This is a genomic window from Pseudomonas sp. S2_E01 (assembly GCF_054668365.1).
On sequence record NZ_CP162762.1, the window covers coordinates 5,272,763 to 5,296,915 of the forward strand.

The following is a 24,153-nucleotide window of genomic DNA, read 5'->3' on the forward strand; positions in this document are numbered from 1 at the left end:
AGTGAAGGCAGAATGCTTCAACTTGCAGCTTGCAGCTTGAAGCTTGAGCCCATAAAAAAACCCAGCACTTGGCTGGGTTTTTTATGGGCGGCTGCTCTTAACCGTTGAACACGTCATCCACGCTTTTCAGCGGGTAGTTCTTCGGATACGGCAGGGTCGCCACACCGGTCTCGATCGCGGCCTTGGCCACGGCGTCGGAGATCAGGGTGATCAGACGGGCGTCCATTGGTTTCGGGATGATGTACTCACGACCGAATTCCAGTTTGATGCCGCCGTAGGCGTCGCACACTTCCTGAGGCACTGGCAGCTTGGCCAGTTCGCGCAGAGCGTTGGCCGCCGCGACTTTCATTTCTTCGTTGATGCGCTTGGCGCGAACGTCCAGGGCACCACGGAAGATGAACGGGAAGCCCAGCACGTTGTTGACCTGGTTCGGGTAGTCCGAACGGCCGGTGGCCATGATCACGTCGTTGCGAGTGGCGTGGGCCAGCTCAGGGGAGATTTCCGGATCAGGGTTCGAGCACGCGAACACGATCGGGTTGGCCGCCATGGACTTCAGGCCTTCAGCGCTCAGCAGGTTCGGACCGGACAGGCCAACGAACACGTCTGCGCCTTGCAGGGCATCAGCCAGGGTGCGCTTGTCGGTCGCGTGGGCGAAGACAGCCTTGTACTGGTTCAGGTCGTCACGGCCGGAGTGGATCACGCCGGTACGGTCAACCATGAAGATGTTTTCGATGTTGGCACCCATGCTCACCAGCAATTTCATGCAGGAGATGGCGGCCGCACCGGCGCCCAGGCAGACGATTTTGGCGTCCGGCAGGGTTTTGCCAGCGATTTCCAGGGCGTTGATCATGCCGGCTGCGGTGACGATAGCGGTGCCGTGCTGGTCATCGTGGAATACCGGGATGTCGCACTGCTCGATCAGGGCGCGCTCGATCTCAAAGCACTCAGGTGCCTTGATGTCTTCAAGGTTGATGCCACCGAAGGTGATGGAGATGCGCTTGACGGTGTCGATGAAGGCCTGCGGGCTTTCGGAATCGACTTCGATGTCAAACACGTCGATGCCGGCGAAGCGCTTGAACAGCACGCCTTTACCTTCCATGACCGGCTTGGAAGCCAATGGGCCGAGGTTACCCAGGCCGAGAATAGCGGTGCCATCGGAAATGACTGCAACCAGGTTGCCTTTACCGGTGTATTTGTAGGCCAGCTCAGGGTCGCGACCAATTTCGCGCACTGGTTCGGCTACGCCGGGGCTGTAGGCCAGCGACAGGTCGCGGGCGGTAGCGGTGGGCTTGGTGAGTTCGACGCTCAGCTTTCCTGGACGAGGATTGGCGTGATACTCGAGAGCGGCAGTTTTCAGATCAGACATGTGGGCATTCCGCTTTTACTGTTGGACAGACTGGTCAGCGAGGATACGCGCCTCGCAAAGTCCCCACAAGACTGACCGGTCACCCCTGTCAAGCGCCCTGCTCTACGACTTTGGGCCAAGAGCCACGGAACACAAGGGGCGCACTGTTCACAATCGCCTTTAAAAATGTCTACAATTTTTTAGCCAGGGACCGCTTCGATCATCGCCGGATCAGTCAGTGGCAACATCCAGCGTGCCTGACCTTGTTTGAGCCCACCGCGGCGCGAGCGGTCCAGTACCCAGCCGCGTGCCTCGATTTGCTTGCCTTTCAGGTTTTCCAGCGACGCCGCATCGAAGCGATCCAGAAGATTGGGTGCAACACGCAACACAATCGAATCCTGTAATTCGATCCAGATTCCGCCACGATTGCGTTGAACCTTGCTCACACGTCCTCTGAGCACCGCAAAACCAGACGCGCTGATCTGATCCGCTTTCAGCACAGGCGACTGTCGCCATAAGCCGAGCCCAGCCTTGCGCGCACTGCGTTCCGCCGCTTGCTGGCAGTCGACAAAATCAACATTTGGGGCAACCGCCACCAGAAATCCCAGGCCTTCGGCGAGCATTTTTGCTTCAAGATTGGCGCCGTCGGCACCGAAGACATGGGCCAGGGTCCGGCCGTAACGGTCCTTGCTTTCTTTACCGGGTAACAATCCGACCCGCCCGTCGCTGGCGGCCACCAATGCTTCGAGCCGTTTGCGCGCGGCCAGGGCGAAGGGCTCGTCGGAGCGGCCTTTCTTGCCCAGCTCCGGGGTATTCAAGCCAATCATGCGTACGCTGCGGCCATCCTCGAGCCGCAGGGTGTCGCCATCCACTACCCGCTGAACCACGACCGAAGCCAGGCCACTCGGTGCCGGGCAGAAGGCCTGGGCAGCGGAGAGCCAAATCGCGGACACAAAAAAGGCGCCCACAAGGGACGCCTTTTTCATCAGCATGGAAAAACCGTAACGGCTTCCCAAGTTGACAGGCCTTAGGCCTTTTTCGCGCCGAAAGCACCGAAACGGTCGGCGAAGCGCTGTACGCGGCCGCCAGTGTCCAGAGTCTTTTGCTTACCGGTGTAGAACGGGTGGCATTCGTTGCAAACGTCGATCGCCAGGGCTTTGCCGAAGGTCGAACGAGTTTCGAACTTGTTGCCGCAACTGCAGGTAACAGCAATTGCTGGGTATTCTGGATGGATATCAGCTTTCATGGTGTTTTCCTCAGGCTAGCGTGCCGCCACCCAACACTATTGTTGAATACCGCACGTAATTAGGCCGCGGATTCTACCAGACAATGTCATTCGCGCAAGCTGTCCCTTCTACCGACCGTCTGCTAGGCTCCCGGCCCAAAGCACCCCAGACTCCTGTAGGAGCGGGCTTGCCCGCGAAGAGGCCGGAACATTCAACATCCGGTTGATTGACCCGACGCCATCGCGAGCAAGCTCGCTCCTACAGAATCAGGTCGCGCCCAATTTCACCTGTTTATCGAGATCCCGCGTGCCCGACGCCATTTTGCGCCTCGCCCTCCCTTCGCCGCTGCGCCGCCTGTTCGACTACCGCGCCCCGGCCGGGGTCCCGCGCGCCCAATTGCAGCCGGGCATGCGCCTGCGGGTGCCGTTCGGTCGGCGGGAGATGATCGGGATTCTGGTGGAAGTCGCCGATACCAGTGAAGTCCCGGCAGAAAAGCTCAAGCCGGCGCTGGCCCTGCTCGATGCGACGCCGCCCCTGCCACCCGCGCTATTCAAACTCTGCCTGTGGACCTCCCAGTATTATCAGCACAGCCTGGGCGATACCCTGAGTTGGGCGCTGCCGGTGTTGTTGCGTCAGGGCGAGCTGGCCGAAGCACGCCAGGAGCGGTTCTGGTCCGCCGCCCCCGGCGCCCGCCTGGATGACCCGCGCATTGCCCGGGCACCCCGTCAGCGTGAGGCGCTGGCGACCCTGGCCCAGCACCCCCACGGCGTTGCTCACGCACTGCTGAGCAAGTTGATGCTGAGCAAGGACAGCCTTGATCTGCTGCTGGCCAAGGAACTTGTCCAGGTCGAAATCCGTCGGCACGCGCCCGGCGTGCGCCACGAACATTGGCTCGCCCAACCGGAACTGCCGCTCAACACCGAACAACGCGCGGCCTACGAGGCCATCCGCGCCGGTTTCGACAGCTATCACGCGTTCCTGCTGGCCGGCGTCACCGGCAGCGGCAAGACCGAAGTCTATTTGCAGCTCATTCGTGAAACCCTGGAGTCCGGCAAGCAGGCCCTGGTGCTGATCCCGGAGATCAACCTCGGCCCGCAAACCCTGGCGCGCTTCGAACAGCGCTTCAATGCCCGGATCGCCCTGCTCCACTCGGCCGTCAATGATCGCGAGCGGCTGGACGCCTGGCTCGCCGCCCGGGACGGGGAGGCCGACATCATCATTGGCACCCGTTCAGCGCTGTTCACACCGATGAAAAATCCCGGCCTGATCATCATCGACGAAGAGCACGACGGCTCTTATAAGCAGCAGGAAGGCCTGCGTTATCACGCCCGGGACCTGGCACTGGTCCGCGCGCGGCAGGAAAACATCCCGATTGTGCTCGGGTCCGCCACACCGTCCCTGGAAAGCCTGCACAACGCCTACACCGGCCGTTATGGTCTGCTGCGCCTCAACGAGCGCGCCGGTGGCGCCAAGCAGCCACGATTCCTGCGCCTGGATGTCAAAAGCCGACCACTGGACAGCGGCATCTCCGGGCCGATGCAGCAGGCCATCGGCCAGACCCTGGCCGCCGGGCAACAAGTACTGGTATTCCTCAACCGCCGAGGATTCGCTCCCACCCTGCTGTGTCACGACTGCGGTTGGATGTCCGAATGCCAGCGCTGCGATGCGCGCATGACCGTGCACCAGCGTTACGGTGAACTGCGCTGCCACCATTGCGGTTATGTCGAACGCACGCCACGACAGTGCCCGAAATGCGACAAGGTCGATTTGCGCCCGGTGGGTGCCGGCACCGAACGCGCCGAAGAGCGGCTGGCCATTCTGTTTCCCGATTACCCGGTGCTGCGCGTCGACCGCGACAGTACGTCGCGCAAGGACGCGATGAACCAACTGTTCGCGACCATTCAAAAAGGCCAGCCCTGTATTTTGGTGGGCACGCAGATGCTAGCCAAGGGGCACCATTTCCCGCGGGTGACCCTGGTGTCGATTCTCGATGCCGATGGCGGGCTGTTTTCCGGCGACTTCCGCGCCAGCGAACGCATGGCGCAGTTGATCGTGCAGGTCGCTGGCCGTGCCGGACGGGCCGAGGAACCGGGCCGGGTAATCATCCAGACCCACCTCGCTGACCATCCCCTGCTGGTGCAATTGACCGAGCAGGGTTATTTCGCCTTTGCCGAACAGGCGCTGAGCGAGCGCCGCGCCGCCGGCCTGCCGCCGTTCGCGCACCTGGCTTTACTGCGCGCCGAGGCGCACAAACCGGGTCAGGCCGAAGGCTTCCTGGATGAAGCCTGCAGCGAGGCCGAGCGTTTGCTCGCCGAGCAGAATCTGGGCGGCATTGAACTGTTGGGGCCGGTGCCGGCGCCCATGGAGCGCCGCGCCGGGCGCTTCCGCGCGCAGTTGCTGTTGCAGGCCACGGCACGAGCTCCGCTGCATCGGCTGCTGGCCAGCTGGTTGCTGGTGCTGGAGCAGATGCCGAGTGGGCGGGCGGTGCGGTGGTCTTTGGATGTTGACCCTGTGGATTTGTATTGACCTGAAGATGGCTATCGCGAGCATGCTCGCTCCTACAGTAGAGCTCGCCCCCTTTAGGAGCGGGCTCGCCCGCGATTTGGGACGAATAGTCACCACACATCCCCAACCCACCTGCTAAGGTTGGCAAGCCCGCCTCGGCAACGGATAATGCCCAGTTTTTCCACCAGCGCATGATGCGCCGCCGCGCCTGCGGTCGAAAGAGAAGACCATGAAAGACACCATCCGCCAGTTGATCCAACAAGCCATCACCCAACTCGTCAACGAAGGTGTGTTGCCTGAAGGCCTGTCGCCGGCGATCCAGGTGGAAAACTCGCGCGACAAGAAAAACGGCGATTTCGCCAGCAATATCGCCATGATGCTGGCCAAGCCGGCCGGCATGAAGCCACGTGACCTGGCCGAGAAAATCATCGCCGCGTTGCCCGCCGACGAAAACGTATCCAAGGTCGAAATCGCCGGTCCTGGCTTCCTGAATTTCTTCCAGAACACCCAGGCCCTGGCTGCACGCCTGGACGCCGCCCTCGCCGACGAACACCTCGGCGTACGCAAGGCCGGCCCGGCCCAGCGCACCGTGGTCGACCTGTCGGCCCCCAACCTGGCCAAGGAGATGCACGTCGGCCACTTGCGCTCGACCATCATCGGCGACGGCGTGGCTCGCGTGCTGGAATTCCTCGGCGACGAGGTGATTCGCCAGAACCACGTAGGCGACTGGGGCACCCAGTTCGGCATGCTGATGGCCTACCTGCAGGAAAACCCGATCACCAGCGAAGAGCTGTCGGACCTGGAGAACTTTTATCGCGCCGCCAAGAAGCGCTTCGACGAATCCGAAGAATTCGCCGACCGCGCCCGTGGCCTGGTGGTCAAGCTGCAGGCCGGCGATGCCGAATGCCTGGCGTTGTGGACCAAGTTCAAGGACATCTCGCTGTCCCACTGCCAGAAAATCTACGAGCTGCTGAACGTCAAACTGACCATGGCCGACGTGATGGGCGAAAGCGCCTACAACGACGACCTGATCAACGTGGTCAACGACCTGAAGGCCGCCGGCATGCTGGTCGAGAGCAACGGCGCGCAGTGCGTGTTCCTCGACGAGTTCAAGAATGCCGACGGCGATCCGTTGCCCGTGATCATCGTCAAGGCTGACGGCGGCTACCTCTACGCCACCACCGACCTGGCAGCCGTGCGCTATCGCAGCGGCAAGCTCAAGGCCGATCGTGCGCTGTATTTCGTCGACCAGCGCCAGGCCCTCCACTTCCAGCAAGTGTTCGCCGTGGCACGCAAGGCCGGTTTCGTCACGCACCCGATGGACATGGAACACATGGGCTTCGGCACCATGAACGGTTCCGACGGCCGTCCGTTCAAGACCCGTGATGGCGGCACCGTGAAGCTGATCGACCTGCTGACCGAAGCCCAGGAACGCGCCTACACGCTGGTCAAGGACAAGAATCCGGAGCTGGCCGAAACCGAGCTGCGCAACATCGCCAAGGTGGTGGGCATCGACGCGGTGAAATACGCCGACCTGTCGAAACACCGCACCAGCGATTACAGCTTCAACTTCGACCTGATGCTCAACTTCGAAGGCAACACCGCGCCGTACCTGCTGTACGCCTACACCCGCGTGGCTGGCGTGTTCCGCAAGCTCGGCAAGACGTTCAGCGAAGTCGACGGCCACATCGTCCTCGAAGCCGCCCAGGAACTGGAATTGGCCGCAAAACTGGCGCAATTCAGCGAAGTGCTCAACAACGTCGCCGAGAAGGGCACGCCGCATACCCTATGCGCCTACCTGTACGATGTCGCCGGCCTGTTCTCCAGCTTCTACGAGAACTGCCCGATTCTCAGCGCCGATACCCCAGCTCAGATGCAGAGCCGCCTGCGCGTCGCTGCGCTGACGGGTCGCACCCTCAAGCAAGGCCTGGAACTCTTGGGTCTGGAAACTCTGGAGCGTATGTAAGTTGGCTGCCAAGAAAAACCTGCACCCAAGCGTGGCGCCAGCCGTTACCAAGCTCCAGCGAAAAAACCGATCCCGGGTTGGTTGTGGATGGCCATCGGCCTGACGGTCGGCGCATTCATCGTGTTCCTCATGAAACTGGAGCCGGGCAAGGGCAGCGACAGCGTCAAGCGCGAGAAAATCGAACAGCAGAAAGCGACCAGGATCGCCGAAGCCAACAAGACGCCGCCGAGCCCCACGCAGCCGGTAAAACCCAAGTACGACTTCTACACCCTGCTGCCGGAGTCGGAAGTCATTGTGCCGCCGGATGCCGTACCTGAGAAAACCCCGCCGACGCCAGCCGTGCCGACTACGCCGGTGACGCCAGCGGAAGCGGCGAAAATCGATACCGCACGCGCCCAGGCTGCGCTGGCTGGCATCACGCCGCCGCCAGCCCCACCGGTGGCCAAGGCAGCACCGGTGACCAAATATTTCCTGCAAGCGGGTTCATTCCGCAAGGAAGCCGATGCGGATAAGGTGCGGGCGCAGATCATTCTGTTGGGGCAGGCGGTCGCGGTGGAATCTGGCACGGTTAAAGACGAGACCTGGTATCGGGTGCTGGTCGGGCCGTTCAGCAATCGTGAACAACTGACCACAGCGCAGAAACAATTGGCTGGGGCCGGATTTAGCAACCTGTTGTTACAACAACGCCAGAACCGCTGATTCTTCCAGCTGTATCGCGTTATCGTTCATCGCAAGCAGGCCCGCTCCCACAGGGTATTGTGGATTCACACTATCCACTGCAGGAGCGGGCTTGCCCGCGATGGCGCCCGCCCACACAACGCACCCCTCCCTCGACCACCACTCGTCCCCTCCCCCACCCCGCAGTTGAAATCCCCCGCACCACCCCCATATGAGTTTGCAGAAGGCATTTTCGCCCCGCTGCGTGGAGACTCTCCCTTGACCACCATCGTTTCAGTTCGCCGCCACGGCAAAGTCGTCATGGGCGGCGACGGCCAGGTTTCCCTTGGCAATACCGTGATGAAAGGCAATGCGAAGAAAGTTCGCCGTCTGTACCACGGTCAGGTCATTGCCGGTTTTGCCGGCGCCACCGCTGACGCCTTTACCCTCTTCGAACGCTTCGAAGGCCAGCTCGAGAAGCATCAGGGCCACCTGGTTCGCGCCGCCGTCGAACTGGCCAAGGAATGGCGTACCGATCGCTCCCTCAGCCGCCTCGAAGCCATGCTTGCCGTCGCCAACAAGGACGCCTCCTTGATCATCACCGGCAACGGCGATGTGGTCGAACCCGAAGATGGCCTGATTGCCATGGGTTCCGGGGGCGCCTATGCACAGGCTGCGGCCAGCGCCCTGCTGAAGAAAACCGATTTGTCGGCCCGTGAAATCGTCGAGACCGCCCTTGGCATCGCCGGCGACATTTGTGTATTCACCAACCACACCCAGACCATTGAGGAGCAGGATCTCGCTGAATAAGCCTGACGCGGCCCCTGTGCCACGGCTTGTTTCTGCTTGAGGACCGTCAATTACTATGTCCATGACTCCCCGCGAAATCGTCCACGAACTCAACCGCCATATCATCGGCCAGGACGATGCCAAGCGCGCCGTCGCCATTGCCCTGCGCAACCGCTGGCGTCGGATGCAGCTGCCTGAAGAGCTGCGCGTTGAAGTAACGCCCAAGAACATCCTGATGATCGGCCCGACCGGTGTCGGCAAAACCGAGATCGCCCGTCGCCTGGCCAAATTGGCCAATGCGCCGTTCATCAAGGTCGAAGCGACCAAATTCACCGAAGTCGGCTATGTCGGCCGCGATGTCGAATCGATCATCCGTGACCTCGCCGACGCCGCGATCAAGCTGTTTCGCGAACAGGAAATGACCAAGGTTCGCCACCGCGCCGAAGACGCCGCCGAAGAGCGCATTCTCGACGCGCTGCTGCCACCGGCTCGCAGTTTCAATGAAGAAGCCGCGCCGTCGACCGATTCCAATACCCGCCAACTGTTTCGCAAGCGCCTGCGCGAAGGCCAGTTGGATGACAAGGAGATCGAAATCGAAGTCGCCGAAGTGGCAGGCGTCGATATCTCCGCGCCACCGGGCATGGAGGAGATGACCAATCAGTTGCAGAGCCTGTTCGCCAATATGGGCAAGGGCAAGCGCAAGAGCCGCAAGCTCAAGGTCAAGGAAGCGCTGAAACTGGTTCGCGATGAAGAAGCGAGCCGCCTGGTCAACGATGAAGAGCTGAAAGCCAAGGCACTGGAAGCAGTCGAGCAACACGGCATCGTGTTCATCGACGAGATCGACAAGGTCGCCAAGCGCGGCAATGCCGGCGGTGTCGATGTCTCCCGTGAAGGTGTACAGCGCGATTTGCTGCCACTGATCGAAGGCTGCACCGTGAATACCAAGCTGGGCATGGTCAAGACCGACCACATCCTGTTCATTGCCTCTGGCGCGTTCCACCTGAGCAAACCGAGCGACCTGGTGCCCGAGCTGCAGGGTCGTCTGCCCATTCGTGTCGAGCTCAAGGCGCTGTCGCCGCAAGACTTCGAGCGCATCCTCAGTGAACCGCATGCGTCGCTCACCGAGCAGTATTGCGCGCTTTTGAAAACCGAAGGCCTGGGCATCGAGTTCAAGCCGGACGGCATCAAGCGCATCGCCGAGATCGCCTGGCAGGTCAACGAGAAAACCGAGAACATCGGTGCGCGTCGCCTGCACACGCTGCTCGAACGCCTGCTCGAAGAGGTCTCGTTCAGCGCTGGCGACCTGGCCAGCGCCCATGACGACAAGGTCATCGAGATCGACGCAGAGTACGTCAACAGCCATCTGGGCGAATTGGCGCAGAACGAAGACCTGTCCCGTTATATCCTGTAAGCCAGACCTGTAGGAGCGAGCATGCTCGCGATGGATGTCCAGACAACACGGGCAGTCAGACAGCCAGCGTAATCGTTGACGACCATCGCGAGCATGCTCGCTCCTACAGGGTTCCATTCCCCGCGGAATTTTGGCCATGACCCAACTCCCCACCGACATCAAACTGCACAAAGCCTCGAAAACCCTGTCGCTGAAATACGCTTCGGGCGAGGAGCATCACCTGCCCGCTGAATTCCTGCGCGTGCACTCCCCCTCCGCCGAGGTCCAGGGCCACGGCAAACCTATCCTGCAATTTGGCAAGATCGGCGTAGGACTGACCAAGGTCGAGCCGGCCGGCCAGTACGCACTGAAATTGACCTTCGACGACGGCCACGACAGCGGGCTGTTCACCTGGGACTACCTGTACCAGTTGGGCGTTCGTCAGGAGGATCTGTGGAACGATTATCTCGCCGAACTGAAAAGCGCCGGCAAGAGCCGCGACCCCAGCGAGTCGGTAGTCAAGCTGATGCTCTAGCCTGTGCCTCTTGCTCATTAGAGGGCATTTTCTAATTTCATTTGTTTGAATGTTTGGCCGCGAGGCCACTCATTGGCCTGCTTGCGAAAAAAATTAAACTCGGGTAACCAATGGAGCTGGCAAGTTCCCTGCAGTGCGCCTTGATGTGCAATCGCAGAATCAACGGTCACCCGAGCAGTAGTACCAGGCATTCGCTGTGTGACTACACAGCAGGACCGGGTACTCGTCTCAGGACAATGGAGCGTCGTAGATGAGTAAACAGAATAACGATGACTTGAAGTTTCAGGCCTCGGAAAACACCCTGGGGTTGAATCCTGTCGTTGGGCTGCGTGGAAAGGATCTACTGGCCTCTGCTCGAATGGTACTCAGGCAAGCGATCAAGCAACCGATTCACAGCGCCAAGCACGTCGCGCATTTCGGCCTGGAGCTCAAGAATGTCCTGCTCGGCAAGTCTGAGCTGCAACCGGCAGGCGATGACCGTCGCTTCGCTGACCCTGCCTGGAGCCAGAATCCGCTCTACAAACGTTATCTGCAAACCTATCTGGCGTGGCGCAAGGAGCTTCACGACTGGATCGACGACAGCAGCCTGTCGCCCAACGATGTCAGCCGTGGGCACTTTGTAATCAACCTCATGACCGAGGCCATGGCCCCGACCAACAGCGCAGCCAACCCGGCGGCTGTAAAACGCTTCTTTGAAACCGGTGGCAAGAGCCTGCTCGATGGCTTGTCGCACCTGGCCAAGGATCTGGTGCACAACAACGGTATGCCCAGCCAGGTCAACATGGGCGCCTTCGAGGTCGGCAAGAGCCTGGGCGTGACCGAGGGCGCGGTGGTATTCCGCAACGACGTACTGGAGCTGATCCAGTACAAGCCCATCACTGAGCAGGTACATGAACGCCCGCTGCTGGTGGTGCCGCCGCAAATCAACAAATTTTATGTATTCGACCTCAGCCCCGAAAAAAGCCTGGCACGCTTCTGCCTGCGCAGTAACGTGCAGACCTTCATCGTCAGCTGGCGCAATCCGACCAAGGAACAGCGTGAGTGGGGCCTGTCGACCTACATCGAGGCGCTCAAGGAAGCGGTTGACGTGGTCACCGCGATCACCGGCAGTAAAGACGTGAACATGCTCGGTGCCTGCTCCGGCGGCATCACGTGCACCGCGTTGCTGGGCCACTACGCCGCAATCGGCGAGAACAAGGTCAACGCCCTGACCCTGCTGGTCAGCGTGCTGGACACCACTCTGGACACCGATGTGGCCCTGTTCGTCAACGAACAGACCCTGGAAGCGGCCAAGCGACACTCCTACCAGGCCGGCGTGCTGGAAGGAAAAGACATGGCGAAAGTCTTCGCCTGGATGCGCCCCAACGACCTGATCTGGAACTACTGGGTCAACAATTACCTGCTGGGCAACGAGCCGCCGGTGTTCGACATCCTGTTCTGGAACAATGACACCACGCGTCTGCCCGCCGCGTTTCACGGCGACCTGATCGAAATGTTCAAGAGCAACCCATTGATTCGCCCCAACGCACTGGAAGTGTGCGGCACGCCGATCGACCTCAAGCAGGTCAAGGCCGACATCTTTTCCCTGGCGGGCACCACCGATCACATCACACCGTGGAAGTGCTGCTACAAGTCGGCGCAACTGTTCGGCGGCAACGTCGAGTTCGTGCTGTCCAGCAGCGGGCACATCCAGAGCATCCTGAACCCGCCGGGCAACCCGAAATCACGTTATATGACCAACACCGAGACCTCGACGTCGGCCGAAGAGTGGCAGGAAAACTCTACCAAGCATACCGACTCCTGGTGGCTGCACTGGCAGGCCTGGCAGGCCGCCCGTTCGGGCGAAATGAAGAAGGCCCCGGTAAAATTGGGCAACAAGGCGTATCCGGCGGGCGAGGCCGCGCCGGGGACTTACGTACATGAAAGATAGTGGCGAGCCGCAAGCTACAAGCCGCAAGCTGAGCATGACCTGCTTGCGGCTTGCAGCTTGTGGCTGCTCTTCACTGCCCCAAAAGGCCTGACCATGCCGCAACCGTACATTTTTCGTACCGTAGACCTGGATGGCCAGACCCTCCGGACGGCGGTGCGCCCCGGCAAATCTCACATGACGCCCTTGCTGATTTTCAATGGCATCGGCGCCAACCTGGAGCTGGTGTTTCCGTTCGTCGCCGCGCTGGACCCTGACCTCGAAGTCATCGCGTTCGACGTCCCCGGCGTCGGCGGCTCATCAACGCCCAGCCGACCGTACCGATTTCCTGGCCTCGCCAAGCTCACGGCGCGCATGCTCGACTATCTCGACTACGGGCAAGTCAACGTGATTGGCGTCTCCTGGGGCGGCGCCCTCGCTCAGCAGTTCGCCCACGACTACCCGGAACGCTGCAAAAAGCTGGTGCTGGCCGCCACGGCGGCGGGTGCAGTGATGGTGCCGGGCAAACCGAAAGTGCTGTGGATGATGGCCAGCCCACGACGCTATATCCAGCCGTCGCACGTGATCCGCATCGCTCCGATGATCTACGGCGGGTCGTTCCGTCGCGACCCGACCCTGGCTGCCAGTCACGCCGCCAAAGTCCGTTCGGCTGGCAAGCTCGGTTATTACTGGCAGCTGTTCGCCGGCCTCGGCTGGACCAGCATCCACTGGCTGCACAAGATCCACCAGCCGACCCTGGTGCTGGCCGGCGACGATGATCCGCTCATCCCGCTGATCAACATGCGCATGCTGGCTTGGCGCATTCCCAATGCTCAGTTGCACATCATCGACGACGGGCATCTGTTCCTGATCACCCGCGCCGAAGCCGTGGCGCCGATCATCATGAAGTTCCTCGAGGAGGAACGGCAACGCGCCGTGATGCATCCCCATCCAGCACCACTGGGCGGTTAGCCCGTTGCCTATCGGCGGGCAGGAGGCCACGCCGCGCAACAACCCGTAACAGCGTCTATGGTGTTCTGGTTCGGTGTTTGTTTTGGCCTGAAGACGAAGGAGTGTTGAGTCATGCGCGACAAGCCAGCAAGGGAGTTTTCGCCCACTCCCGCCGCGTTCATCAACGCACAGAGCGCCATCACCGGTTTGCGTGGTCGGGATCTGGTTTCGACCTTGCGCAGCGTGGCTGCACACGGATTGCGCAATCCAATGCACAGCGCCAGGCATGCCTTGAAACTGGGCGGACAACTGGGGCGCGTATTGCTGGGCGAAACCCTGCACCCAACCAACCCTCGTGACAGTCGTTTCAGCGACCCGGCCTGGAGCCTCAATCCGTCCTATCGCCGCAGCCTGCAGGCCTACCTGAGCTGGCAGAAACAGGTCAGTAGCTGGATCGACGAAAGCGACATGCCCCCTGACGATCGCCTCCGCGCCCACTTTGTATTTTCCCTGCTCAGCGATGCCGTGTCGCCGTCTAACACCCTGCTCAATCCACTGGCGGTCAAGGAAATCTTCAACTCGGGTGGCAACAGCCTGGTTCGCGGCATCAGTCATCTGGTCGATGACTTCCTGCACAACGACGGCCTGCCCAGACAAGTGACCAAGCAGGCCTTCGAGGTCGGTAAAACCGTGGCGACCACCCATGGTTCGGTGGTGTTTCGCAACGAGCTGCTGGAGCTGATCCAGTACAAGCCGATGAGCGAGAAGCAATACTCCACACCGCTTCTGGTGGTGCCGCCGCAGATCAACAAGTACTACATTTTCGACCTGAGCCCGAGCAACAGTTTCGTCCAGTTTGCCCTGAAAAACGGCCTGCAGACCTTCATGATCAGTTGGCGCAACCCGGATGTTCGCCATCGCGAATGGGGCCTGTCGAGCTATGTGGAGGCAGCGGAAGAGGCGATGAACGTGTGCCGGGCGATCACCGGCGCCCGTGAGGTCAACCTGATGGGCGCGTGCGCCGGCGGACTGACCATCGCCGCACTGCAAGGTCACCTGCAAGCCAAGCGGCAGATTCGCCGAGTGAGCAGCGCAACCTATCTGGTGAGCCTGCTCGACAGCCAGATGGACAGCCCTGCCACCCTGTTTGCCGACGAACAGACGCTGGAAGCCTCCAAGCGGCGCTCCTATCAAAAAGGCGTGCTGGACGGTCGCGACATGGCCAGGGTGTTCGCCTGGATGCGCCCAAACGACTTGATCTGGAGCTACTTCGTCAACAACTACCTGCTGGGCAAGGAGCCGCCGGCGTTCGACATCCTTTACTGGAACAACGACACCACGCGCCTGCCGGCAGCGCTTCACGGCGACTTGTTGGACTTCTTCAAACACAACCCGCTGGGCCACCCGGGCGGCCTCGAAGTATGCGGCACTCCCATCAATCTGCAGAAAGTCACCGTCGACAGTTTCAGCGTCGCCGGCATCAACGACCACATCACGCCGTGGGATGCGGTGTATCGCTCGACGCTGCTGCTGGGTGGCGAGCGACGCTTTGTGCTGGCCAACAGTGGCCATGTGCAAAGCATCCTCAACCCACCTTCCAACCCGAAAGCCAATTTCATCGAAAGCACCAAACTGAGCAGCGACCCGCGTGCGTGGTACTACGATGCCAAGCAAGTCGAAGGCAGTTGGTGGACGCAATGGCTGGCCTGGATTCAGGAACGCTCGGGCGCACAAAAGGACACCCACATGGCTCTGGGCAACCAGAATTATCCACCGATGGAAGCGGCACCCGGCACTTACGTGCGAGTGCGCTGACGCTCAACGCACCACGGCCAGGACTGGCCGTGGCATGACCTGACATTAAGAAGACTGGATGAAAACCCGCGACCGGATCCTCGAATGTGCCCTGCAATTGTTCAACCAGAAGGGCGAACCGAACGTCTCCACCATGGAAGTTGCCAACGAAATGGGCATCAGCCCGGGCAACCTCTATTACCACTTCCACGGCAAGGAACCGCTGATCCTCGGACTGTTCGAGCGCTTCCAGGCCGAGCTCTCGCCACTGCTCGACCCACCTGGCGATGTGGAACTGGCACCGGAAGATTACTGGCTGTTCCTGCACCTGATCGTCGAGCGCCTGGCGCATTACCGGTTTCTGTTCCAGGACCTGTCAAACCTGGCCGGGCGCCTGCCGAAACTGGCCAAAGGCATACGCAACCTGCTCAACGCACTCAAACGCACGCTGGCGTCCTTGCTGGCAAGGCTGAAGGCGCAAGGGCAACTGGTCAGCGACACACAGGCATTAGGGCAGTTGGTGGAGCAGATCACCCTGACGCTGCTGTTCTCGCTGGACTATCAGCGCATCATCGATCGCGTGGGCGAGGTCAGGCTGGTGGTCTACCAGATCATGATGCTGGTGGCCCCGCACCTGCTGCCGCCGATCAAGGCCGCAACCGAGCAGATGGCGCTGCAATATCTCGAAGATCCCCTGTAGGAGCGAGCATGCTCGCTCCTACAGGTAAAAAGCAGTGACTCACGCATAAACAAAAACGCCCGACCTTCGCAGGCCGGGCGTTTTCTTGAGCCCTGGAATCAGGACTGACTGGTTGGCGTCGAAGAAGCTGGCGCGGCAGTCGGGGTGACAGCAGGCGTTGGAGCGGCAGCGGAGTTGGTGGTGCTGGCCGCAGTCGCCGGGGTTGCCGGTTTGGCGGCAGCCACTGCTGGTTTTGCGGCAGCGGCTTTCGGCGCCGCCGGTTTTTTCACTGCAGGTTTTTTCGCAGCGGCAGGTTTTGCCGCAGGCTTGGCGGCCGGCTTGGCAGCCGCAGTCTTGGCAGCGGGTTTTGCTGCAGGTTTCGCGGCTGGCTTCGCAGCCGGTTTAGCCGCTGCGGCTGCCGGTTTGGCAGCAGGCTTGGCGGCTGCCTTGGTCACAGGTTTTACAGGTTTTGCTGCCGCTTTCGCGGCAACGGGTTTGGCCGCTGCCTTGGTAGCTGCAGGTTTGGCCGCTGCGGTTTTCGCCGCCGGCTTGGCGGCTGCTTTTGCGGCAGGCTTGGCAGCCGGTTTGGCCGCCGCTTTTACCAGAGGCTTGGCAGCCGTCTTGGTAGCAGTTTTGGCAGCAGCGGTTTTGGCCGCTACAGGTGCAACCTTGGCACCGGTGAGTTTTTCGATTTGCTTGGTCAGGGTATCGACCTTGCTGTGCAGCGCCTTGACTTCATTACGGCTCGGTACGCCCAGGCGCGAAATCGCGCTGTTGAGGCGCTTGTCGAAAGCACCTTCCAGTTCGTCCCACTTGCCCAGTGCACGGTCTTTCACACCGGAGATGCGAGATTTAGCCGAGGACGCGGAATCCTTGGCGGCATCGACACCTTTGCCGACAGCGCTCTTGGTGAGCTTCTCGGCTTTCTCGCCGTCTTTGACCAATGCATCGAAGAGTTTGCTGCCGTCAGTGTCGATCTTCGAGTACACGCCTAAGCCAGCCAGCCAGATCTTGCGGGAGTAGTCTTCGACTTTCCCAATCCACGAGCTGCCTTCTTTATCGGTGTTCTTTTTACCAGCCATCCCGTTCTCCTTAAGATTTACGCGCGACGCGTTCGAGCAATGCCGTCAGCTCATCGAGCTTGACAGAGAGTGCCTCAACGTCATGTTTAGACGGAATGCCGATACGATTCAAGGCACTTGCGACACGCGAGTCAAAAGCCTTCTCTACTTTATCGAGTTGAACTTCGACCTTGCCTTTGAAAGTGCTCACTTCACTCTTGGCTTCATCGATCTCGGTATTAGCCGCTACAAGTTTTTCGGCAACTAATTTTTTGCCTTTCTTTTCAACAAGTTGACCTTCCTTGATCAACTCCTGGAAGTACTCGCTGCCCTCCTGACCGACCTTGGTGTAGGCGCCCAGGCCTGCCAGCCAGATCTTGCGGGCATAGGATTTCACGTCGCTCAGAGCCGTTGTCGAAGCGTCGATTTTTTTCTTCAAAATTACTTTGGCCATGGTGCACCTCACGCGCAGAAGGTTTGAGGAACTGCCCGGGAAAGAGTCGGGCTCATGCACAACGTAAGGAGAATAATTAGAAAGGGCACCCTAACAACTGACACAAAACAATGGACGGGGATGTAGGAGATGATGGTGATCCTGTGGGAGCGGCAGTGCGACGATTCGACTTGCTCGCTCCCACAGGGAAAGTATTCAACTCACGAGTCGGTTACACCAACGCCTTATCCAGCGCCTTCTCGATTTCCGCTTTGATCATGCCGCTCATGGCCGACATCATCAGGCCCAGCTCCACTTCGACGCGGATCGAATCATCCGCCACATGCACCGCGCCTTTAACCCCCGAACGCTTGAGATTCAGGGTGTCGCCGGACCATTGCGGCTCCAGGCCATACTGATCGGACAGCTTCTGCGCCAGCTTGTCAGCCTTCTCGCGGGCCGCTTCCTTGCCCAGGTCGTGGGCACGTTCAACAGTAATACGGGCCATCAAATGACTCCTGTTTATGGGTACGCTACTTGGGCATATTGACCGCCGATGCGGCAAAACGTCCCAGTGATTGCCTATCTTACCTGCAGCCTTGCCAAGACAAAGCCGGCCACCGGGATTAGAATGCCCGCATTCTCTTCTGGTGACAGCGATATGACTGATCAGCGCAAAGGCAGCGATGCCGAACCCACCACTCACTTCGGCTTCAAAAACGTTCCGGAAAGCCAAAAAGCGGAAAAAGTCGCCGAGGTGTTCCACTCGGTAGCGGCCAAGTACGACTTGATGAATGACCTCTTGTCGGGCGGCATGCACCGTCTGTGGAAGCGTTTTGCAATTGAACTGTCGGGCGTGCGCAGCGGCAACCGTGTGCTCGATATCGCTGGCGGCACCGGCGACCTGACCAAGAAATTCTCGCACCTGGTTGGCCCGACTGGCCACGTGGTATTGGCCGACATCAACGAGTCCATGCTCAAGGTCGGTCGTGACCGCCTGCTGGACCTGGGTGTGGCCGGCAATGTCGAATTCGTTCAGGCCGACGCGGAAAAACTGCCGTTCCCTGACAATCATTTCGATTGCGTGACCATCGCCTTCGGCCTGCGCAACGTGACGCACAAGGAAGACGCCCTGCGTTCCATGCTGCGCGTGCTCAAGCCTGGCGGCCGTCTGCTGGTGCTGGAGTTCTCCAAGCCGACCAACGCACTCATGTCCAAGGCCTACGACGCCTACTCGTTCGCCTTCATGCCGCTGGTGGGCAAGCTGGTGACCAACGACTCGGAAAGCTATCGCTATCTGGCCGAATCGATCCGCATGCACCCGAATCAGGAAACCCTGAAGTCGATGATGGTCGAGGCCGGTTTCGACCGCGTGACTTACCACAACATGACCGCAGGCATCGTCGCCCTGCACCGTGGCATCAAGCCCTGATGCTGCTCGCCGGACTGCTCGCCAGCGTTGAACTCGGCCTGAACCGGGTGCTGCGTCTCGACAGCACGGCGCTGCCGCGGCTGGCGCATTTGAGCGGCAAAGTGATCGCCGTCGAGTGCCGCAGCCCGGCGCTGCATTTACACATCCTGCCCAGCGACGAAGGCTTGATGCTCGCCTCTCAATGGGAAAGCGGCGCTGATTGCACCTTGCGCGCCCCCGCTGCCAGCCTGATAAAGCTGGCGCTGAGCAAGGACAAAACTGCGGTCCTGCACGGCCCTGAAGTCGAACTCGACGGTGACAGCAGTGTGCTGCTGGAGCTGGCCGCCATCCTCCAGGACCTGGAGCTGGACTGGGAGTACGAGCTCTCGCGCTGGCTGGGACCGGTCGCCACGCAACTGGTGGGCGGTCACCTGCGCAGTCGCGCTCGCTGGTATCAGCAAGGATTTTCCAGCCTGGGCCAGAACCTGGGCGAATACCTGGCCGAAGAATCGCGTACCCTCGTCGGTCAGCGCGAAGCTGAAGCCCGTTTCAGTGAACTGGACCGGATCAAGCTCGATCTGGAACGTCTCGAGGCGCGTGTCGAGCGCCTTTCCCGATCCCTAGACCCAAGCGATAACGCATGAAGCTGCTTGCCGTCCGCCGTTTGTTGCGCATCCAGCGCGTTGTGATTCGTTATCGCCTCGATGACCTGCTGTTCGACCTGCCGCTGCCGTGGTTCCTGCTGGCGCTGCGCTATGCCCTGCCGTGGCGCTGGTTCCCGCGCAAGAAAACGGACCTGAGCCGAGGTGCACGTCTGCGTCTGGCGCTGCAGGACCTGGGACCGATCTTCATCAAGTTCGGGCAGATCCTCTCCACCCGTCGCGATCTGCTGCCGGAAGACATCGCCGACGAGTTGATGCTGCTTCAGGACCGCGTGCCACCGTTCGATTCCCAGGTGTCGGTCAAGCTGATCGAAGAACAGCTGGGCAAGAAGATCAGTGAAGTGTTCAGCCGCTTCGACGTCGAACCATTGGCCTCGGCGTCGGTAGCGCAGGTGCACGCCGCGCAACTGAAAACCGGCGAAGAAGTGGTGGTCAAGGTGATCCGTCCCGGCCTCAAGCCGGTGATTGCCCAAGACCTGGCGTGGCTGTTCATCCTCGCCCGAGCTGCGGAGAAACTTTCGGCCGATGCGCGCCTGCTGCACCCGGTGGACGTGGTCAGCGACTACGAAAAAACCATCTATGACGAACTCGACCTGTTGCGCGAGGCGGCCAACGCCAGCCAGTTGAAGCGCAACTTCGAAGGCTCGCCGATGCTCTACGTACCGCAGGTCTATTGGGACTGGTGCCGGCCAAAAGTGCTGGTGATGGAGCGCATCTACGGAATTCAGGTCACGGATCTGGCGACCCTTGCCGACCAGCGCACCGACATGAAAATGCTCGCCGAGCGCGGCGTGGAAATTTTCTTCACTCAGGTTTTCCGCGACAGCTTCTTTCACGCCGACATGCACCCCGGCAACATCTTCGTCAGCACCGTCAACCCGTGGAGCCCGCAGTACATTGCCATTGACTGCGGGATCGTCGGCAGCCTGACCCCGGAAGACCAGGACTACCTGGCACGCAACCTGTTCGCTTTTTTCAAGCGCGATTACCGGCGCGTGGCGCAGTTGCACATCGATTCGGGGTGGGTGCCAGCCGAGACCAAACTCAACGAATTCGAAGCGGCAATTCGCACTGTGTGCGAGCCGATCTTCGAAAAACCGTTAAAAGATATTTCCTTCGGCCAGGTGCTGATGCGCCTGTTCCAAACCGCCCGGCGTTTCAATATGGAAGTGCAACCGCAGCTTGTCCTGTTGCAGAAAACCCTATTGAACATCGAAGGCCTGGGCCGTCAGTTGTACCCGGACCTGGACCTGTGGAACACCGCGCAGCCGTTCCTCGAGCGCTGGATGCGTGAGCGCGTCAGCCCCAAGGCCCTGCTCGGCAACGTGCAAAGCCAATTCGAACAGTTGCCGCACCTGGCCAACATGGCGCGTGACCTGCTCGAACGCATGTCCCAGCCCCACGCCTACGACCCGCCACCACCCTGGCATCGCCGACGCGACGACTGGTTCCTGCGCCTGCTCGGCACGGCTCATCTGGCAGGCGGGGCTATCCTCGCTGCGGGAGGGCCGCTGAACGAACTGGCTTACTGGCCGGCCGGTATCATGATGGCGGTCGGCTTGTATCTCATCGTGCGAAGATGAGCGTAAGCTTCAAGCTTCAAGCTTCAAGCTTCAAGCTTCAAGCTTCAAGCTTCAAGCTTCAAGCTTCAAGCTTCAAGTGGCATAGTGAATTCCCACTTTGGGTTTATGCCTGCACGTATGCAACGTTAGAATCACGCAAGACCAAAGCGGATTTGCTTTTACTTGCAGCTTGAAGCTTATAGCTTGCAGCTGCTTCAGGAACTGAAGATGACCAACTGGCTGGACGAGATCAAGTGGGATGCCGATGGCCTGGTACCGGCCATTGCCCAGGATCACAAGACCGGGCGCGTCCTGATGATGGCCTGGATGAACCGTGAAGCGCTGGAACTGACCGCCGCCGAGAACCGCGCCATCTATTGGTCGCGTTCCCGTGGCAAGCTGTGGCGCAAGGGCGAAGAGTCCGGCCATGTGCAGACCCTGCACGAGATGCGCTTGGACTGCGACGCCGACGTGATCATCCTGATGGTCGAGCAGATCGGCGATATCGCCTGCCATACCGGCCGCCAGAGCTGCTTTTACCGTGTTTTCGAGAACGGCGACTGGAAAACCGTCGACCCGGTCCTGAAAGACCCGCACGCCATCTATAGCGCAGGACACAAACATGAGTGACACCCTGACCCGCCTCGCGCAGGTGCTGGAAGAGCGCAAAGGTGCCGCTGCCGACAGTTCGTATGTCGCCAGCCTGTACCACAAGGGTTTGAACAAGATTCTGGAGAAAGTCGGCGAAGAGTCCGTCGAGACCATCATTGCCGCCAAGGATGCCGCCGTCAGCGGCGACTGCAGCGATGTGATCTACGAGACCGCCGACCTGTGGTTCCACAGCCTCGTCATGCTCGCCCAACTGGGGCAGCATCCACAGGCTGTACTCGATGAACTGGACCGTCGCTTCGGTCTGTCCGGACACGCTGAGAAAGCCTCGCGCCCGTCCGCCTGAACAACCTTTTGAGAGGAGCAGCAACATGGGCATTTTTGACTGGAAACACTGGATCGTTATCCTCGTTGTTGTGGTTTTGGTGTTCGGCACCAAAAAACTGAAAAACCTCGGCACTGATGTCGGCGAGTCGATCAAGGGCTTTCGCAAGGCCATGAACGACGACGAGAAGCCGGCTGACCCCGCCGCTACACCTGCGCAACCGGTGCCACCTGTTCAGCCACAGACCACCCAGGCTGTGAACCAGCCGCACACCATCGACGTGCAGGCGCAAAAAGTCGAAGAGCCGATCCGCAAAGACGTGTGAGCATTGACTAATGTTTGGTATCAGCTTCTCTGAACTGCTGCTCGTCGGCCTCGTTGCCCTGCTGGTGCTGGGTCCCGAGCGCCTGCCGGGTGCTGCGCGCACCGCCGGACTGTGGGTCGGGCGCCTGAAGCGCAGCTTCAATGCGATCAAACAGGAAGTTGAACGTGAAATCGGTGCCGACGAGATTCGTCGGCAACTGCACAACGAGCACATTCTGTCGCTGGAGCAGGAGGCTCGGAAGATTTTCACGCCGACCCAGCAGGAGCCGACACCGGTTCCGCCCGAGGCCACGCCAACCGCCGCCACGTCCGTCGCTGAAACAGTGCCTGTCGAACCGGCGCCCGCAGTGGTCACCGCCCCCGTCGAACCTGTAGCACCCGCGGCTGCGCCTTCGGCGCCGGCCCCTCAAGACCCTACACAGCCGCCGCGAGTCTCATGAGCGATCTTCCTGAAAATGACCAGCACATGCCGCTGGTTTCGCACCTCACCGAGCTGCGTACCCGCCTGCTGCGCTGCGTAGCGGCGATCTTCATCATCTTTGCCGGGTTGTTCGCCTTCACCCAGCAGATCTACACCTTCGTCTCCACGCCGTTGCGCCAGTACCTGCCGACAGGCGCGACGATGATCGCCACCGATGTGTCGTCGCCGTTCCTGACGCCATTGAAGTTGACCATGATGGTCTCGCTGTTCCTGGCGATCCCGGTGATCCTGCACCAGATCTGGGGCTTCATCGCGCCGGGCCTGTACAAGCATGAGAAGCGCATCGCAGTGCCCCTGCTGGTGTCGAGCATCCTGCTGTTCTATGCAGGCATGGCCTTCGCCTATTTCCTGGTGTTCCCGCTGATCTTCAAGTTTTTCGCCGCCGCGACCCCGGCCGGCGTGGAGATGATGACCGACATCACCAGCTACCTCGACTTCGTCATGACACTGTTCTTCGCCTTCGGCGTAGCCTTCGAAATCCCGGTGGCCGTGGTATTGCTGGTGTGGATCGGCGTGGTCGACGTCAAATACCTGAAGAAAATCCGCCCCTACGTGATCATCGGCTGCTTCGTGGTTGGCATGATCCTGACACCGCCGGACATCTTCTCGCAGACGTTACTGGCCGTGCCAATGTGGTTGCTGTTTGAAATCGGCGTCCTGTTCGGCGGCCTGATCAGCAAACGGGGCGATCACCCTGACGATCAGCCGGTCGACGACCACAACGACCAGCCGCCAGCGACCCAGGCGTGAACCTGCTGCTCCTCGAAGAGGCCGACTTCATTGCGCACGACCGGGTGATCCTGCGAGATCGCCGGTTGACGCACATGCAGGAAGTCCACCGCTGTGAAGTGGGGGACAGGTTGCGTGTCGGGCGTATCGGCGGGCTGATGGGGTCCGCGCAGGTGATGCGCCTGGACACCAACGAAACCGAATTGCAAGTCACCCTCGACCAGCCACCGCCAGCCAAGCTGCCCATGACCCTGGTATTGGCCCTGCCACGCCCCAAGATGCTGCGCAGGGTGTTTCAGACCCTTGCTGCCATGGGTGTGCCGCGTGTCGTGCTGGTGAACAGCTACCGCGTCGAGAAGAGCTTCTGGCAGACACCGTTCCTGGAGCCGGAGGCGATTCGCGAGCAGCTGATCCTCGGCCTTGAACAAGCCCGGGACACTGCCCTGCCCGAGGTGGTGATCGAGAAGCGCTTCAAGCCGTTCGTCGAAGACCGACTGCCGGCGATCAGCGAAGGCACCCTCGGCCTGGTCGGCCACCCCGGCGATTACCCGCCCTGCCCTCGCGGCCTCGACGAGCCGGTGACGTTGGCCATCGGACCGGAAGGTGGCTGGATCCCCTACGAAATCGACCTGCTGGCCAAATCCGGCTTGCAACCGGTGCAGCTTGGCGAGCGCATTCTGCGGGTCGAAACCGCCGTCACAGCGCTGCTTTCCCGGCTGTTCTAGAGCTCGCACGCCCCTACAGAATCCATTTCACCTGCCGATACAACTCCCATAAAACCAATGTTTGGTCCGGAGAGTTGCAGCATGTACC

24 protein-coding genes and 1 pseudogene are annotated in these 24,153 nt (G+C 60.5%); 19 read left to right on the forward strand and 6 right to left on the reverse strand.

Annotated elements, in window-relative coordinates; translation table 11 throughout:
• Positions 1–97: 97 nt before the first annotated feature.
• The 3 genes from AB4O36_RS24280 to rpmE all read right to left on the reverse strand — a co-directional run bounded on the left by AB4O36_RS24280 (position 98) and on the right by rpmE (position 2,591).
• Positions 98–1,366: a malic enzyme-like NAD(P)-binding protein gene (locus tag AB4O36_RS24280; protein ID WP_460118822.1), complete on the reverse strand. Its 1,269-nt coding sequence runs from the start codon at positions 1,364–1,366 to the stop codon at positions 98–100.
• 179 nt (positions 1,367–1,545) lie between these two features.
• Positions 1,546–2,337, reverse strand: a complete 792-nt coding sequence (locus tag AB4O36_RS24285) for a thermonuclease family protein (protein WP_460140445.1) — start codon at positions 2,335–2,337, stop codon at positions 1,546–1,548.
• Positions 2,338–2,372: 35 nt separating this feature from the next.
• Positions 2,373–2,591, reverse strand: a complete 219-nt coding sequence (gene rpmE / locus AB4O36_RS24290) for a 50S ribosomal protein L31 (RefSeq protein WP_008025207.1) — start codon at positions 2,589–2,591, stop codon at positions 2,373–2,375.
• 286 nt (positions 2,592–2,877) lie between these two features.
• Here rpmE and AB4O36_RS24295 point away from each other — a divergent pair, with 286 nt between their 5' ends.
• The 10 genes and pseudogenes from AB4O36_RS24295 to AB4O36_RS24340 all read left to right on the forward strand — a co-directional run bounded on the left by AB4O36_RS24295 (position 2,878) and on the right by AB4O36_RS24340 (position 15,764).
• Entirely contained in the window at positions 2,878–5,097 is a 2,220-nt protein-coding gene (locus tag AB4O36_RS24295) for a primosomal protein N' (protein ID WP_460140446.1), read from the forward strand.
• A 208-nt stretch (positions 5,098–5,305) separates the two neighbouring features.
• Entirely contained in the window at positions 5,306–7,042 is a 1,737-nt protein-coding gene (gene argS, locus AB4O36_RS24300) for an arginine--tRNA ligase (protein WP_460140447.1), read from the forward strand.
• Between the two features lie 12 nt (positions 7,043–7,054).
• Positions 7,055–7,741 (forward strand): annotated as a pseudogene (locus tag AB4O36_RS24305) (SPOR domain-containing protein); the annotation flags it as partial.
• Between the two features lie 237 nt (positions 7,742–7,978).
• Positions 7,979–8,509 (forward strand): ATP-dependent protease subunit HslV, encoded by a 531-nt coding sequence (hslV, locus tag AB4O36_RS24310; protein ID WP_003186641.1) that lies wholly within the window; start codon positions 7,979–7,981, stop codon positions 8,507–8,509.
• 55 nt (positions 8,510–8,564) lie between these two features.
• Positions 8,565–9,899: an ATP-dependent protease ATPase subunit HslU gene (hslU, locus tag AB4O36_RS24315; protein ID WP_460118832.1), complete on the forward strand. Its 1,335-nt coding sequence runs from the start codon at positions 8,565–8,567 to the stop codon at positions 9,897–9,899.
• Positions 9,900–10,035: 136 nt separating this feature from the next.
• Entirely contained in the window at positions 10,036–10,413 is a 378-nt protein-coding gene (locus AB4O36_RS24320) for a gamma-butyrobetaine hydroxylase family protein (protein WP_460118834.1), read from the forward strand.
• A 250-nt stretch (positions 10,414–10,663) separates the two neighbouring features.
• Positions 10,664–12,343: a class II poly(R)-hydroxyalkanoic acid synthase gene (phaC, locus tag AB4O36_RS24325; protein ID WP_460118836.1), complete on the forward strand. Its 1,680-nt coding sequence runs from the start codon at positions 10,664–10,666 to the stop codon at positions 12,341–12,343.
• A gap of 93 nt (positions 12,344–12,436) precedes the next feature.
• Positions 12,437–13,291, forward strand: a complete 855-nt coding sequence (gene phaZ, locus AB4O36_RS24330) for a poly(3-hydroxyalkanoate) depolymerase (RefSeq protein ID WP_460118838.1) — start codon at positions 12,437–12,439, stop codon at positions 13,289–13,291.
• 111 nt (positions 13,292–13,402) lie between these two features.
• Positions 13,403–15,085 (forward strand): class II poly(R)-hydroxyalkanoic acid synthase, encoded by a 1,683-nt coding sequence (gene phaC / locus AB4O36_RS24335; RefSeq protein ID WP_460140448.1) that lies wholly within the window; start codon positions 13,403–13,405, stop codon positions 15,083–15,085.
• A 58-nt stretch (positions 15,086–15,143) separates the two neighbouring features.
• Positions 15,144–15,764, forward strand: coding sequence for a TetR/AcrR family transcriptional regulator (locus AB4O36_RS24340; RefSeq protein ID WP_460118841.1), 621 nt, complete (start codon positions 15,144–15,146; stop codon positions 15,762–15,764).
• Positions 15,765–15,862: 98 nt separating this feature from the next.
• Here the strand turns inward: AB4O36_RS24340 and AB4O36_RS24345 are convergent, their stop codons facing one another.
• The 3 genes from AB4O36_RS24345 to AB4O36_RS24355 all read right to left on the reverse strand — a co-directional run bounded on the left by AB4O36_RS24345 (position 15,863) and on the right by AB4O36_RS24355 (position 17,745).
• Positions 15,863–16,825 (reverse strand): phasin family protein, encoded by a 963-nt coding sequence (locus tag AB4O36_RS24345; RefSeq protein ID WP_460140449.1) that lies wholly within the window; start codon positions 16,823–16,825, stop codon positions 15,863–15,865.
• A 10-nt stretch (positions 16,826–16,835) separates the two neighbouring features.
• Positions 16,836–17,258 (reverse strand): phasin family protein, encoded by a 423-nt coding sequence (locus AB4O36_RS24350; protein ID WP_460118845.1) that lies wholly within the window; start codon positions 17,256–17,258, stop codon positions 16,836–16,838.
• Positions 17,259–17,469: 211 nt separating this feature from the next.
• Positions 17,470–17,745 (reverse strand): polyhydroxyalkanoic acid system family protein, encoded by a 276-nt coding sequence (locus AB4O36_RS24355; RefSeq protein WP_460118846.1) that lies wholly within the window; start codon positions 17,743–17,745, stop codon positions 17,470–17,472.
• Positions 17,746–17,898: 153 nt separating this feature from the next.
• Here AB4O36_RS24355 and ubiE point away from each other — a divergent pair, with 153 nt between their 5' ends.
• The 9 genes from ubiE (at position 17,899) to AB4O36_RS24400 (ending at position 24,065) form a co-directional block, all read left to right on the forward strand.
• Positions 17,899–18,669: a bifunctional demethylmenaquinone methyltransferase/2-methoxy-6-polyprenyl-1,4-benzoquinol methylase UbiE gene (ubiE, locus tag AB4O36_RS24360; RefSeq protein WP_460118848.1), complete on the forward strand. Its 771-nt coding sequence runs from the start codon at positions 17,899–17,901 to the stop codon at positions 18,667–18,669.
• Positions 18,669–19,292 (forward strand): ubiquinone biosynthesis accessory factor UbiJ, encoded by a 624-nt coding sequence (locus tag AB4O36_RS24365; protein WP_460118850.1) that lies wholly within the window; start codon positions 18,669–18,671, stop codon positions 19,290–19,292. Before ubiE ends, AB4O36_RS24365 begins: the two co-directional genes overlap by 1 nt.
• Complete coding sequence (gene ubiB, locus AB4O36_RS24370; protein ID WP_460140450.1) at positions 19,289–20,893, forward strand: ubiquinone biosynthesis regulatory protein kinase UbiB; 1,605 nt, start codon at positions 19,289–19,291, stop codon at positions 20,891–20,893. Before AB4O36_RS24365 ends, ubiB begins: the two co-directional genes overlap by 4 nt.
• 207 nt (positions 20,894–21,100) lie before the next feature.
• Complete coding sequence (gene hisI, locus AB4O36_RS24375) at positions 21,101–21,502, forward strand: phosphoribosyl-AMP cyclohydrolase (protein ID WP_175375321.1); 402 nt, start codon at positions 21,101–21,103, stop codon at positions 21,500–21,502.
• The gene (locus AB4O36_RS24380) at positions 21,495–21,827 is read left to right on the forward strand and encodes a phosphoribosyl-ATP diphosphatase (RefSeq protein ID WP_460118855.1); all 333 of its coding nucleotides are present in this window, start codon (positions 21,495–21,497) and stop codon (positions 21,825–21,827) included. The genes hisI and AB4O36_RS24380 overlap by 8 nt, the downstream gene beginning before the upstream one ends.
• A gap of 25 nt (positions 21,828–21,852) precedes the next feature.
• Positions 21,853–22,131 carry a twin-arginine translocase TatA/TatE family subunit gene (locus AB4O36_RS24385; protein ID WP_460118857.1) on the forward strand — a complete coding sequence of 93 codons (279 nt, stop codon included), beginning with the start codon at positions 21,853–21,855 and terminating at the stop codon, positions 22,129–22,131.
• Positions 22,132–22,141: 10 nt separating this feature from the next.
• Positions 22,142–22,570: a Sec-independent protein translocase protein TatB gene (gene tatB / locus AB4O36_RS24390; RefSeq protein WP_460140451.1), complete on the forward strand. Its 429-nt coding sequence runs from the start codon at positions 22,142–22,144 to the stop codon at positions 22,568–22,570.
• Positions 22,567–23,361 carry a twin-arginine translocase subunit TatC gene (tatC, locus tag AB4O36_RS24395; protein WP_460118861.1) on the forward strand — a complete coding sequence of 265 codons (795 nt, stop codon included), beginning with the start codon at positions 22,567–22,569 and terminating at the stop codon, positions 23,359–23,361. Before tatB ends, tatC begins: the two co-directional genes overlap by 4 nt.
• The gene (locus tag AB4O36_RS24400) at positions 23,358–24,065 is read left to right on the forward strand and encodes a 16S rRNA (uracil(1498)-N(3))-methyltransferase (RefSeq protein WP_460140452.1); all 708 of its coding nucleotides are present in this window, start codon (positions 23,358–23,360) and stop codon (positions 24,063–24,065) included. Before tatC ends, AB4O36_RS24400 begins: the two co-directional genes overlap by 4 nt.
• Positions 24,066–24,153: the final 88 nt, after the last annotated feature.